This is a genomic window from Massilia sp. IC2-477 (assembly GCF_020707265.1).
Lineage (GTDB): Bacteria > Pseudomonadota > Gammaproteobacteria > Burkholderiales > Burkholderiaceae_D > Telluria.
In genome coordinates, this window is sequence record NZ_JAJFEQ010000001.1 from 622869 (window position 1) to 634914 (window position 12046).

General features: G+C 64.0%; 12 protein-coding genes. All 12 read left to right on the top strand.

Translation table 11 applies throughout. The annotated features are described in order from the left end of the window. Window positions 1-17: 17 nt before the first annotated feature. The 12 genes from LK542_RS02805 to rfaE1 all read left to right on the top strand — a co-directional run bounded on the left by LK542_RS02805 (window position 18) and on the right by rfaE1 (window position 11947). On the top strand, window positions 18-557 hold the full coding sequence (locus tag LK542_RS02805; RefSeq protein ID WP_227800449.1) for a DUF2059 domain-containing protein: 540 nt from the start codon (window positions 18-20) through the stop codon (window positions 555-557). Between the two features lie 15 nt (window positions 558-572). Beyond that, window positions 573-1661, top strand: a complete 1089-nt coding sequence (serC, locus tag LK542_RS02810) for a 3-phosphoserine/phosphohydroxythreonine transaminase (protein ID WP_227810715.1) — start codon at window positions 573-575, stop codon at window positions 1659-1661. Window positions 1662-1770: 109 nt separating this feature from the next. Continuing rightward, complete coding sequence (gene pheA, locus LK542_RS02815) at window positions 1771-2841, top strand: prephenate dehydratase (RefSeq protein WP_227810716.1); 1071 nt, start codon at window positions 1771-1773, stop codon at window positions 2839-2841. Window positions 2842-2866: 25 nt separating this feature from the next. Then, window positions 2867-3970, top strand: coding sequence for a histidinol-phosphate transaminase (gene hisC, locus LK542_RS02820; RefSeq protein WP_227810717.1), 1104 nt, complete (start codon window positions 2867-2869; stop codon window positions 3968-3970). Then, window positions 3971-4873, top strand: a complete 903-nt coding sequence (locus LK542_RS02825; protein ID WP_227810718.1) for a prephenate dehydrogenase/arogenate dehydrogenase family protein — start codon at window positions 3971-3973, stop codon at window positions 4871-4873. Next, window positions 4870-6201 carry a 3-phosphoshikimate 1-carboxyvinyltransferase gene (gene aroA / locus LK542_RS02830; RefSeq protein ID WP_227800454.1) on the top strand — a complete coding sequence of 444 codons (1332 nt, stop codon included), beginning with the start codon at window positions 4870-4872 and terminating at the stop codon, window positions 6199-6201. The genes LK542_RS02825 and aroA overlap by 4 nt, the downstream gene beginning before the upstream one ends. Before the next feature lie 42 nt (window positions 6202-6243). Further along, window positions 6244-6906: a (d)CMP kinase gene (gene cmk, locus LK542_RS02835; protein ID WP_227800455.1), complete on the top strand. Its 663-nt coding sequence runs from the start codon at window positions 6244-6246 to the stop codon at window positions 6904-6906. Between the two features lie 317 nt (window positions 6907-7223). Next, a complete protein-coding gene (gene rpsA / locus LK542_RS02840) occupies window positions 7224-8930 on the top strand; it encodes a 30S ribosomal protein S1 (protein ID WP_227810719.1) in 1707 nt (568 codons plus the stop codon). A 19-nt stretch (window positions 8931-8949) separates the two neighbouring features. After that, window positions 8950-9255 (top strand): integration host factor subunit beta, encoded by a 306-nt coding sequence (locus tag LK542_RS02845; RefSeq protein WP_027864826.1) that lies wholly within the window; start codon window positions 8950-8952, stop codon window positions 9253-9255. Between the two features lie 189 nt (window positions 9256-9444). Then, window positions 9445-9762, top strand: coding sequence for a lipopolysaccharide assembly LapA domain-containing protein (locus LK542_RS02850; RefSeq protein WP_227800457.1), 318 nt, complete (start codon window positions 9445-9447; stop codon window positions 9760-9762). Between the two features lie 32 nt (window positions 9763-9794). Continuing rightward, entirely contained in the window at window positions 9795-10970 is a 1176-nt protein-coding gene (lapB, locus tag LK542_RS02855; protein ID WP_227800458.1) for a lipopolysaccharide assembly protein LapB, read from the top strand. Next, window positions 10970-11947, top strand: a complete 978-nt coding sequence (gene rfaE1 / locus LK542_RS02860; RefSeq protein ID WP_227800459.1) for a D-glycero-beta-D-manno-heptose-7-phosphate kinase — start codon at window positions 10970-10972, stop codon at window positions 11945-11947. Before lapB ends, rfaE1 begins: the two co-directional genes overlap by 1 nt. Window positions 11948-12046: the final 99 nt, after the last annotated feature.

Here is a 12046-nt window from a genome sequence, read left to right on the forward strand (position 1 = left end):
GGGCCCAGCATAATTACATGAAAAAATTTGTACTCGCCCTGACCGCAGCCGCCGCCTTCGCGGCCTTCCCGTCCTTTGCATCGGCTGCCGACGCACAATCCACCGCGGCCGTGAAAACCATGTTCGACGCCATGGAGATGCGCAAGAACATGACCGCCATGTATGCCGAGATGCAGAAGGCCATGCCGGCCATGATGCGCCAGCAGGTGCTGGCCATGATCCAGGCGGACCCGCAGCTGAACGCCGAGCAGAAGAAGGAAGCAATCGCCAAGGCCGAGCAGATGCTGCCGGGCGTGGCGCAGGCCGTCAACAAGGTCTTCAACGACCCGGCCCTGATCGATGAAATGCTCAACGAGATGGTGCCGCTGTACGCCAACAACTACACGGTCGACGAGATCAAGCAGCTGACCACCTTCTACAAGAGCCCGGTGGGCCGCAAGATGATGACCCTCACGCCCAAGCTGTCGGCCGAAGGCATGGCCATCGGCCAGCGCATCATGACGCCGCGCCTCGGCAAGCTGATGCAGGATGTGATGCAGGAAGTGCAGAAAAAGTAAGCGAGAAAGGACCGCATGACGCAGGTATTCAACTTCTCGGCCGGCCCGGCCGTCCTCCCGAAGGAAGTGCTGCAGCAGGCAGCGAGCGAGATGCTCGACTGGCACGGCAGCGGCATGTCGGTCATGGAGATGAGCCACCGCGGTCCGGAATTCATCTCGATCTATCAGCAAGCCGAGGCCGACCTGCGCGAGCTGCTGGCCGTCCCGGCCAACTACAAGATCCTATTCATGCAGGGCGGGGGACTCGGCCAGAACGCCATCATCCCGCTCAACATGGTCGGCTGCTGCCCGCAGCCGGCGACCATCGACTTTGTGCACACCGGCTCCTGGTCGGGCAAGTCGATCAAGGAAGCCAAGCGCTACGCCCACGTCAACATTGCAGCGTCGAGCGAGGCGAACGGCTTCACCGGCGTGCCGCCGCAGGACAGCTGGAACCTGACCCCGCACGCGGCCTACCTGCACATCTGCACCAACGAGACCATCGACGGTGTCGAGTACAACTTCGTGCCCGAATCGAAGCCCAAGGTGCCGATCGTGGCCGACATGTCCTCGCACATCCTGTCGCGCGAAATCGACGTGTCGAAGTACGGCGTGATCTTCGCCGGCGCCCAGAAGAATATCGGGCCGGCCGGCCTGACCCTGGTGATCGTGCGCGACGACCTGCTGGAGGATGCGCTGCCGATCTGCCCCTCGGCCTTCCACTGGAAGACCGTGGCCGAGCACGAATCCATGTTCAACACCCCGCCGACCTACGCGATCTACATCGCCGGGCTGGTGTTCGCCCATCTCAAGAAGCTGGGCGGGGTGGCGGCCATGGAGAAAATGAATATTGAAAAAGCGCGCCTGCTGTACGAGGCGCTGGATGCCGACGACTTCTACCAGAACCGCGTCGCGCCAGACAACCGCTCGCGCATGAACGTACCGTTCTTCCTGCGCGACGAATCCCTGAACGACAAATTCCTGGCCGGCGCAAAGGCGCGCGGGCTGCTGCAACTGAAGGGCCACAAGTCCGTCGGCGGCATGCGGGCATCGATCTACAACGCGATGCCGCTCGAGGGTGTGCAAGCCCTCGTCGATTATTTGAACGAATTCGCTGGCCGCTAGGCCTGCGATCGTAGGGTGGGCGGCTTGTCCGCCCACGCGGTCAACGCATGCGGACCGAAACCGCGTGGGCAGAGAATCCGCCCACCCTACGGAATAATACGAGCTTACGATGAACGATAAACTCCTTCCCCTGCGCGAGCAGATCGATGCGATCGACGCGCAAATCCTGGACCTCCTGAGCCGGCGCGGCCAGATCGCCCAGCAGGTCGGCCACGTCAAGGCCGAAACCAATGCCCCGGTGTTCCGTCCGGAACGCGAGGCGCAGGTGCTGCGCGGCGTGGCCGAGCGCAACCCGGGTCCGCTCAAGGATCGCGACGTCCAGACCATCTTCCGCGAGATCATGTCCTCGTGCCGCGCGCTGGAAAAGCGCGTCACGGTGGCCTACCTCGGCCCGTCCGGCACCTTCAGCGAGCAGGCCGTGTACCAGCAGTTCGGCACTGCCATCGAGACGCTGCCCTGCGTCTCGATCGACGAAGTGTTCCGCGCCACCGAGGCCGGCACCGCCGACTTCGGCGTGGTCCCGGTCGAGAACTCGTCCGAAGGCGCGATCAACCGCACCCTCGACCTGATGCTGGCCACCACCACCGTGATCAGCGGCGAGATCTCGATCCCGGTCCACCACAGCCTGATGACGAAGACCGGCAGCATGGATGGCGTCACCGTCGTGTGCGCCCACTCGCAGGCACTGGCCCAGTGCCAGGTGTGGCTCAACCTGCATCATCCGGGCATCGAGCGCCGCGCCGTGGCATCCAACGCGGAAGCCGCGATCATGGCAAGCCAGGACCCGACCGTGGCTGCGATCGCGAGCGAGATGGCGGGCGAGCAGTACCAGCTGGGCGTGGTCCAGGCCCACATCCAGGATGACCCGCACAACCGCACCCGCTTCGCCGTGATCGGCAGCCTGGAAACCGGGCCGTCGGGACGCGACCACACCTCAATCGTGCTGGCGGTGCCGAACAAGGCGGGCGCCGTCTACAACCTGCTGGCGCCGCTGGCCAAGCACGGCGTGTCGATGACGCGCTTCGAGTCGCGCCCGGCGCGCATCGGCACCTGGGAGTACTACTTCTACGTCGACATCGAGGGCCACGTGCGCGACGCAGCCGTTGCCCGCGCCCTCGACGAGCTGAAGGACAACGCAGCCTTCTTCAAGGTGCTGGGCTCCTACCCGCAAAGCCTCTGATTTCCATTTTTATTCGAGAACATTTATGTCGCAATTCGGTCCAGATTACGTCCGCGCCATCGCCCCTTACCAGGCCGGCAAACCCATCGCTGAAGTCGCCCGCGAGTTCGGTCTCGACGAAGCCAAGATCGTCAAGCTGGCGTCTAACGAAAACCCGTTCGGCGTGCCGGAATCGAGCCGCGCCGCGATGGCGCAGGCCGCTGCGGACCTTGGCCGCTATCCGGACGCCAATGGCTTCGAACTGAAGGCCGCACTGTCCAAGCGCTACGACGTCCCGGCCGACTGGATCACCTTGGGCAACGGCAGCAACGACATCCTCGAAATCGCCGCGCATGCCTTCGTGCAGAAGGGTGAATCCGTGGTGTACTCGCAGTACTCGTTCGCCGTCTATGCGCTGGCAACCCAGGGTGTGGGCGGACGCGCCATCGTGGTGCCTGCCAAGGAATACGGCCATGACCTCGACGCCATGGCTGCGGCGATTGAAAGCGACACCCGCCTGGTCTATGTCGCCAATCCAAACAACCCGACCGGCACCTTCATCCCTGCCGCGCAGATCGAAGCCTTCCTGCAGAAAGTGCCGTCCAACGTCGTGGTGGTGCTCGACGAGGCCTACAACGAATACCTGGCGCCCGAGCACCAGTTCGAATCGAGCCAGTGGGTGCGCAAGTACCCGAACCTGATCGTCTCGCGCACCTTCTCCAAGGCCTATGGCCTGGCCGGCCTGCGCGTGGGCTTCGCCATCGCCCAGCCGGCGGTGACCGACCTGATGAACCGCATCCGCCAGCCCTTCAACGTCAACTCGCTGGCCCAGGCGGCCGCGATCGCCGCGCTGAACGACACGGCCTTCCTGGACAAGGGCGCGCAGAACAACGCGGCAGGCTACCAGCAGCTGACCGCCGCCTTCGACGAACTGGGCCTGGAATATGTGCCCTCGTTCGGCAACTTCGTGCTGGTGAAGGTGGGGAGCGACGAGCAGGCCGGCGCACGTGTCAACCTGGCGCTGCTGAAGCAGGGCGTGATCGTGCGCCCGGTCGGCAACTACGGCCTGCACCAGTGGCTGCGCATCTCGATCGGCCTGCCGGAAGAGAATGCGGCCTTCATCGCGGCGCTCAAGAAGGTGTTGAGCTGAATGATTGAACGCCTCGTCGTCATCGGCGTCGGCTTGATCGGCGGTTCCTTTGCGCTGGCCTTGAAAGCAGCCGGCGCGGTCCGCCACGTGGCCGGCCTCGGTCGCGATCCGCAGGCGATGGCGCGCGCGCTGGAGCTGGGCATCGTCGACGAGGTCTGCGACATGCCTGAGCAGGCGATGCGCGGCGCCGACCTGGTGCTCCTGGCGGCGCCCGTAGGGCAGACCGGGCCGATCCTGGCCTCGCTGTTGCCATTCCTCGAGCCGCAGACCATCATCACCGACGCCGGCAGCACCAAGTGCGACGTGGTTCTTGCAGCGCGCGGGGTGCTAGGCGAGCGCATCGGGCAATTCGTTCCTGGCCACCCGATCGCCGGCAGCGAATCGAACGGTCCGGACGCGGCGCGCGCGGAGCTCTACCGCGGCAAGAAGACCGTGCTGACGCCGCTGCCGGAAAACGACCCGGCGCTGGTGGAACGCGTGGCAAGCGCCTGGCGTGCCTGTGGCTCGCTCATCCATACCCTGAGTCCGCAAGACCACGACCGCGTGTTCGCCGCGGTCAGCCACCTGCCGCACCTGCTGGCCTATGCGCTGGTGGACGACATCGCCGCCAAGCCGCATGCCGACATGCTGTTCCAGTACGCCGCCAGCGGCTTTCGCGATTTCACGCGCATCGCCGGCTCGTCGCCGGAAATGTGGCGCGACATCAGCCTGGCCAACCGTGATGCGCTGCTCACCGAGCTGGATGCATATCTGGCACAATTGACTACATTGCGGGCGACGCTCGCAGCCGCCGACGGTCGCGGCCTCGAATCCGTGTTCGCCAACGCGCAGCGTGCGCGACGCGAATGGATCGAGGCGATCGAAGCCGGCTCGCCGCCACCGCAACACCGGGATACAGAATGACGCAGTCTAAACACTACCCCCAGCACATCGACCTCGAACCCGTGATCCACGTCGAGGGCACGGTGCGCCTGCCAGGCTCCAAGAGCATCTCGAACCGCACGCTGCTGCTGGCCGCGCTGTCCGAAGGCACCACCACCATCCACGACCTGCTGGCCTCGGACGACACCATGGTGATGCTGGGCGCGCTGCGCTCGCTCGGCATCCAGTGGGATGAAGTCGACGAGCGCACCGTGGTCGTGCATGGCAACGGCGGCGTGCTGCCGAAGCATGAGGCCGACCTCTTCATGGGCAATGCCGGCACCGCGATCCGTCCGTTGACCGCCGCGCTGGCCGTGATCGGCGGCGACTACACGCTGCACGGTGTCTCGCGCATGCACGAGCGCCCGATCGGCGACCTGGTCGACGCGCTGAACGAAGTCGGCGCCCAGATCGAATACACGGGAGAGCAGGGCTTCCCGCCGCTGCGCATCCGCCGTGGCCACATCCACGCCAACCGCATCGCCGTGCGCGGCAATGTGTCGAGCCAGTTCCTGACCGCGCTCCTCATGGCGGCGCCGCTGATGGCCACCACCCACGCGGTATCGATCGACGTGGTCGGCGAGCTGATTTCCAAGCCCTACATCGAGATCACCCTGAACCTGATGCGCCGTTTCGGCGTGACGGTCGAGCAGAACGGCTGGGCCTCGTTCACGGTCCACCCGGGCCAGCGCTACACCTCGCCGGGCAGCATCCACGTCGAGGGCGATGCCTCGTCGGCGTCCTACTTCCTGGCGGCCGGCGCGATTGCCGGCGGTCCGGTGCGGGTCGAAGGCGTGGGCGAGCACAGCATCCAGGGCGACGTGCGCTTTGCCGATGCGCTGGAGCGCATGGGCGCTATCGTGACGCGCGGGGACAACTGGATCGAGGCGCGTTCGAACGGCGTGCTGAAGGCGATCGATGCCGACTTCAACCACATCCCGGACGCCGCCATGACCATCGCCGTGGCCGCGCTGTACGCCGACGGCCCGAGCACGCTGCGCAACATCGCCAGCTGGCGCGTGAAGGAAACCGACCGCCTGGCTGCCATGGCGACCGAACTGCGCAAGGTCGGCGCCGAGGTGGAGGAGGGCCCGGACTACATCCGTATCACGCCGCCCGAACAGTTGAAACCGGCTACCATCGACACTTACGACGACCACCGGATGGCGATGTGCTTCTCGCTCGCCTCGCTGGACGGCAAGGCGCGACGCGGCAACGCGATGCGCATCAACGATCCGAAGTGCGTCGCCAAGACCTTCCCTGAATACTTCGAGGCCTTCGCGGGCATCGCCAAGAACGAACTGTTTTGAACAATGACACCGCGTGGGCGGCACAGCCGCCCACCCTACACTATGCCGAATAATCCAATACCTGTGATTGCCATCGACGGCCCGACCGCTTCCGGCAAGGGCACCGTCGCCGCCAGGGTCGCCGAGCGCCTGGGCTTTCACCTGCTCGACTCGGGCGCCCTGTACCGCCTGACTGCGCTGCAGGCCCTGCGCCGCGGCGTCGAACTGCGCGACGAACACGGGATCGCCAAGCTGGCCGAGCACCTGCCGGCGCGCTTCGTGGGCGGGGATATTTTCCTGAACAACGAGAACGTCACCGGGGCCATCCGCGCGGAAGAGGTCGGCAACATGGCATCGAAGATCGCCGCACTGCCGAGCGTACGCCAGGCCCTGTATGCCCTGCAGCTGGGCTTTCGCGAGACCCCCGGCCTGGTGGCCGACGGGCGCGATATGGGGACGGTGATCTTTCCCGGAGCGAAATTAAAAGTTTTCTTGACCGCAAGCGTCGAGGCGCGGGCGCAACGCCGGTATAAGCAATTGATTGACAAAGGATTTTCTGCTAATATGGACGATCTGCTGAAGGATTTGAAGGAACGAGACGAGCGCGACACCAAGCGCGCGATTGCTCCCCTGGTCCCGGCAGAGGATGCGCATCTGCTCGATACCTCGAACATGACGGCTGCGGAAGCGGTTGAGCAGGTACTTGCCTGGTATGCGCATGCGTGAGGTTTAAAAGTTTGAAATGACGGGAATAGGGCTGGATTAGCCAGCCCAAAGACCGGCATTCCGGCGCAGGCCGGAATCCAATTTTCCTTGCGTCTAGTTGGCTTGAGTCATCGCCGCGAACATGCAAACAAACTTGGGTCCCGGCCTTCGCCGGGACGACGTTCTGAGGCAAGTGGCCAAAACGGTCTTTGCAACAGAACATCGTCCTTGTAGGGTGCCTGCGACGGCAATTCCGCCATCGCAGGTGTGTTTCAACCTAACCCCAGTTCAGTCCGCACTATCGCCGGCCTGCTGGGCTAACTCGAGTAATAACCTTTATGTCTACTGCAACCAATCAAGATACCGGCATGGAAAGCTTCGCCGCCCTTTTCGAAGAATCGCTGTCGCGTCAAGACATGCGTTCGGGCGAAGTCATCTCGGCTGAAGTCGTGCGCCTGGATCACAATTTCGTGATCGTCAACGCCGGCCTGAAGTCGGAAGCCTTCATTCCGGTCGAAGAATTCAAGAATGACCAGGGCGAACTGGAAGTCCAGATCGGTGACTTCGTTTCCGTGGCCATCGAATCGCTGGAAAACGGTTTCGGCGATACCATCCTGTCGCGCGACAAGGCCAAGCGCCTGGCATCGTGGCTGGCTCTGGAAAAAGCAATGGAGTCGGGCGAGATCGTCACCGGCACCGTGAACGGCAAAGTCAAGGGCGGCCTGACCGTCCTGACCAACGGCATCCGCGCATTCCTGCCGGGTTCGCTGGTCGACACCCGTCCGGTCAAGGACACCACCCCGTTCGAAGGCAAGACCCTGGAATTCAAGGTCATCAAGCTGGACCGCAAGCGTAACAACGTCGTCCTGTCGCGTCGCGCCGTCATCGAAGCATCGATGGGCGAAGAGCGCGCCAAGCTGATGGAAACCCTGAAAGAAGGCACCGTGGTTACCGGCGTCGTCAAGAACATCACCGACTACGGTGCGTTCGTTGACCTGGGCGGCATCGACGGCCTGCTGCACATCACCGACCTGGCATGGCGTCGCGTGCGTCACCCGTCGGAAGTTCTGTCGGTTGGCCAAGAGATCACCGCTAAGGTCCTCAAGTACGATCAGGAAAAGAACCGCGTCTCGCTGGGCGTCAAGCAGCTGGGCGACGATCCTTGGACCGGTCTGTCGCGTCGTTACCCGCAAGGCACCCGCCTGTTCGGTAAAGTCACCAACCTGACCGACTACGGCGCGTTCGTCGAAGTGGAACAAGGCATCGAAGGCCTGGTCCACGTGTCGGAAATGGACTGGACCAACAAGAACGTGGCCCCGAACAAAGTCGTGCAGCTGGGCGACGAAGTCGAAGTCATGGTCCTGGAAATCGACGAAGAGCGTCGCCGTATCTCGCTGGGCATGAAGCAGTGCAAGGCGAACCCATGGGACGACTTCGGCATGACCCACAAGAAGGGCGACAAGGTCAAGGGTTCGATCAAGTCGATCACCGACTTCGGCGTGTTCATCGGCCTGCCGGGCAACATCGACGGCCTGGTGCACCTGTCGGACCTGTCCTGGACCGAAGCCGGCGAAGAAGCCGTGCGTCGCTTCAAGAAGGGCGACGAGCTGGAAGCCGTCGTGCTGGCAATCGACGTCGAGCGCGAGCGTGTCTCGCTGGGCGTCAAGCAGCTGGAAGGCGACCCGTTCAACAACTTCGCTTCGCTGAACGACAAGGGCACTCTGGTCACCGGCACCGTGAAATCGGTTGAGCCGAAAGGCGCCGTGATCGCGCTGAACGAAGAAGTCGAAGGCTACCTGCGCGCTTCGGAAATCTCGCGTGACCGCGTGGAAGACGCTGGCACCCACCTGAAAGTGGGCGACAAGGTCGAAGCTCTGGTCATCAACATCGATCGCAAGGCTCGCAGCATCCAGCTGTCGATCAAGGCGAAAGACAGCGCCGACACCCAGGAAGCAATGAGCAAACTGGCTTCGGACAACAGCGCAGCTTCGGGCACCACCAGCCTGGGCGCACTGCTGAAGGCCAAGTTCGACAACAAGGGCTAAGACCTCCTGAGGCGACCAGATGACCAAGTCCGAGCTGATCAACCGCCTGGCTGAGCGTTATTCCCAGCTGGTGGCGAAAGATGCCGAGTTCGCTGTCAAGACCATCCTGGATGCGATGACGAATGCCCTGGCAACGGGGCAGCGCATCGAAATCCGCGGTTTCGGCAGCTTCGCGCTGAACAGCCGGCCACCCCGCATCGGCCGCAACCCGAAGTCCGGCGACAAGGTGATGGTGCCCGAAAAACGGGTGCCTCACTTCAAGCCAGGCAAGCAGTTGCGCGAGCGGGTGGACGCGATGGTCGGGCAACCGATCATTGAAGACTGAAGTCGTCTGCCGCGTGCAGACCAAAACGGCGTCCCTTCGGGGATGCCGTTTTTTTTCGTGGGTCGGGCGTAGCCCTCCACCGTGTTATGTTGCATCTCAGCACCCACGCGCCTTTTGAAATATCATGTTGGATATGCGACACTGCGCCTTTGTGCACTTATTTGCCACTCCTTCCAGCGGGCACTGCTGATGAAATTTGTCTCGACCCTCGTCGGAATCGTCCTGTTCGTCCTGTTCTTCGGCTTCGCCCTGAAGAACACCCAGGAAGTCGACCTGCGTTTCTTCCTGAACTATGAACTGCGCGGCCCGCTCGTGCTGATGCTGCTGGCCTTCTTCATCGCCGGCGCCGCACTCGGCATCCTGGCCCTGGCGCCGACCGTGTTCCGCCAGCGCCGCCAGACTTCGCAGCACAAGAACACCATCCAGGCCCTGCAGAGCGCCGCCGGTACCGGCAGCGCCCAGCCGACCCCGGATGCCGTGAACCCGGCGCAAAAACTGGCCCAATAAGCTCTTCTGAGCGCCTCAAACAACAAGAACACATGGAATTCGAAATCTGGATGCTGCTCGGCATCCCATTCTTTTTCGGCCTCGGCTGGATCGCCGCCCGCGTCGACATCAACGAACTGGTCTCCGAATCGCGCACCCTGCCGCGCGGCTACTTCAAGGGGCTGAACCACCTGCTCAACGACCAGCCGGACAAGGCCATCGATTCCTTCATCGAGATCGTCAAGCTCGATCCGGAATCGGCCGACATGCACTTCGCTCTCGGTAACCTGTTCCGCCGCCGCGGCGAGACCGAGCGCGCCATCCGCGTCCACCAGAACCTGCTGGCGCGCCCGGACCTGCCGCTTGAGCAAAAGGCCCACGCCCAGTACGAACTCGGCATGGACTACTTGAAGGCCGGCCTGCTCGACCGCGCCGAGGAAACCTTCAACCTGCTGGTCGATACGCCGTTCGAGGTACAGGCCCGGCGCGCGCTGCTCGAGATCTACCAGCGCGAAAAAGAATGGCGCCGCGCGATCGACGTGGCCGTCGGCCTGCAGGAGTCCGGCGCCGGTGCGCGCCAGAAGGAAATCGCCCAGTTCTATTGCGAGCTGGCGCAGGACGCCCTGGTGCACCTGCAGCCGAGCGACGCCATGCAGCTGCTGGACAAGGCCCTGCAGGCCGACCGCTCCAGCGTGCGCGCCACCATCCTGATTGGCGACGCCCAGCTGGCCCAGGGCGACACCGAGGCGGCCATCATGACCTGGCGCCGCGTCGAGCACCAGAGCGTGCCGCACGTGGCCCTGGTGGCCGGACGCCTGATGGACGGCTACCGCAAGGTCGGTAGACCACAGGAAGGCGTCAACCTGCTGCGCTCCTACCTGGCCGAAGCTTCGTCCATTGACCTGATCGAGGTGGTGTTCAAGGCCGTGATCGAACTCGACGGCGTGGAAGCTGCCAAACAGCTGGTGGTCGAGGAACTGCGCCGCAATCCGACCCTGCTGGGCCTGGACAAGCTGCTCGAGGCGCGCCTGATGGACGCCCCGGCCCATGTCTGGGAAGAACTGTCGATGGTGAAGAACCTGGTGCAGCGCTACACCCAGAAGCTGGCGCGCTACCAGTGCAGCCAGTGCGGCTTCAAGGCGCGCCAGTTCTACTGGCAGTGCCCGGGCTGCAGTCGCTGGGAGACCTACCCGCCGCGCCGTACCGAAGAACTGAACGTGATGAATTAATGAACGACATGACCCCAAGCCGCCTGCTGGCGGCAGACAGCTTCCGCCTGCAGGCGGCCCCCGACCTTTCCAGCGTGCGCCTGCTCGTGGTGGGCGACGTCATGCTCGACCGCTACTGGTTCGGCGAGGTCTCGCGCATCTCGCCGGAAGCCCCGGTGCCGGTGGTGCGCATCGAGCGCCGCGAAGAACGCCTGGGCGGCGCCGCCAACGTGGCGCGCAACGCCGCCGCGCTGGGCGCCCACACCGGCCTGCTGGGCGTGACCGGCCAGGACGAAGCCGGCGAGGAAGTGGAAAAGCTGCTGCGCGAATCGCGCATTCACAGTTACCTCAAGCGCGACGATGCGATCTCGACCATCATCAAGCTGCGCGTCATCGGCCGCCAGCAGCAGATGGTGCGCATCGACTTCGAAGATGCGCCGACCGAGACCGTCCTGGTCGAGAAGCTCGACCAGTTCCGCGCGCTGCTGCCAAGCTATGACGTGGTGATCCTGTCCGACTACAACAAGGGCGCGCTGGCGAACGTGGCCGAGATGGTCAAGGAGGCGCGCGCGGCCGGCAAGATCGTGCTGGTCGACCCCAAGGGCGACGATTTCACGCCCTACCGCGGCGCCAGCATCCTGACCCCGAACCGTTCGGAGTTGCAGCGCGTCGTGGGCGGCTGGAAAACCGAGGCGCAGCTGACCGAAAAGGCGCAGCGCCTGCGCGCCGAGCTGGGCCTGACGGCCCTGCTGGTGACACGCTCGGAAGAGGGCATGAGCCTGTACAGCGAGAACGAGGTGCTGCACGTGCACGCCGACGCGCGCGAAGTGTTCGACGTCTCGGGCGCGGGCGATACCGTGATCGCCACCCTGGCCGCGATGCTGGGCGCCGGCGCCCCGCTGGATGCGGCCCTGGCCACCGCCAACCGCGCGGGCGGCATCGTGGTCGGCAAGCTGGGTACGGCGACCGTCACCCGCGAGGAACTGTTCCCCGCTTGATCTTGATCAAACCGAGCTCGTCAACGACAGCCGGTGGGCCCCGTTAGTGCTGGATGGATGGCGCCGCCGTCCATTTAGCGAACCTACGGAGAACAATCA

What these genes read in the sequence shown, in the direction of transcription:
- LK542_RS02805 (WP_227800449.1), top strand. Translation starts at nt 18, where the DNA reads ATGAAAAAATTTGTACTCGCCCTGACCGCAGCCGCCGCCTTCGCGGCC.
- serC (WP_227810715.1), top strand. Translation starts at nt 573, where the DNA reads ATGACGCAGGTATTCAACTTCTCGGCCGGCCCGGCCGTCCTCCCGAAG.
- pheA (WP_227810716.1), top strand. Translation starts at nt 1,771, where the DNA reads ATGAACGATAAACTCCTTCCCCTGCGCGAGCAGATCGATGCGATCGAC.
- hisC (WP_227810717.1), top strand. Translation starts at nt 2,867, where the DNA reads ATGTCGCAATTCGGTCCAGATTACGTCCGCGCCATCGCCCCTTACCAG.
- LK542_RS02825 (WP_227810718.1), top strand. Translation starts at nt 3,971, where the DNA reads ATGATTGAACGCCTCGTCGTCATCGGCGTCGGCTTGATCGGCGGTTCC.
- aroA (WP_227800454.1), top strand. Translation starts at nt 4,870, where the DNA reads ATGACGCAGTCTAAACACTACCCCCAGCACATCGACCTCGAACCCGTG.
- cmk (WP_227800455.1), top strand. Translation starts at nt 6,244, where the DNA reads ATGCCGAATAATCCAATACCTGTGATTGCCATCGACGGCCCGACCGCT.
- rpsA (WP_227810719.1), top strand. Translation starts at nt 7,224, where the DNA reads ATGTCTACTGCAACCAATCAAGATACCGGCATGGAAAGCTTCGCCGCC.
- LK542_RS02845 (WP_027864826.1), top strand. Translation starts at nt 8,950, where the DNA reads ATGACCAAGTCCGAGCTGATCAACCGCCTGGCTGAGCGTTATTCCCAG.
- LK542_RS02850 (WP_227800457.1), top strand. Translation starts at nt 9,445, where the DNA reads ATGAAATTTGTCTCGACCCTCGTCGGAATCGTCCTGTTCGTCCTGTTC.
- lapB (WP_227800458.1), top strand. Translation starts at nt 9,795, where the DNA reads ATGGAATTCGAAATCTGGATGCTGCTCGGCATCCCATTCTTTTTCGGC.
- rfaE1 (WP_227800459.1), top strand. Translation starts at nt 10,970, where the DNA reads ATGAACGACATGACCCCAAGCCGCCTGCTGGCGGCAGACAGCTTCCGC.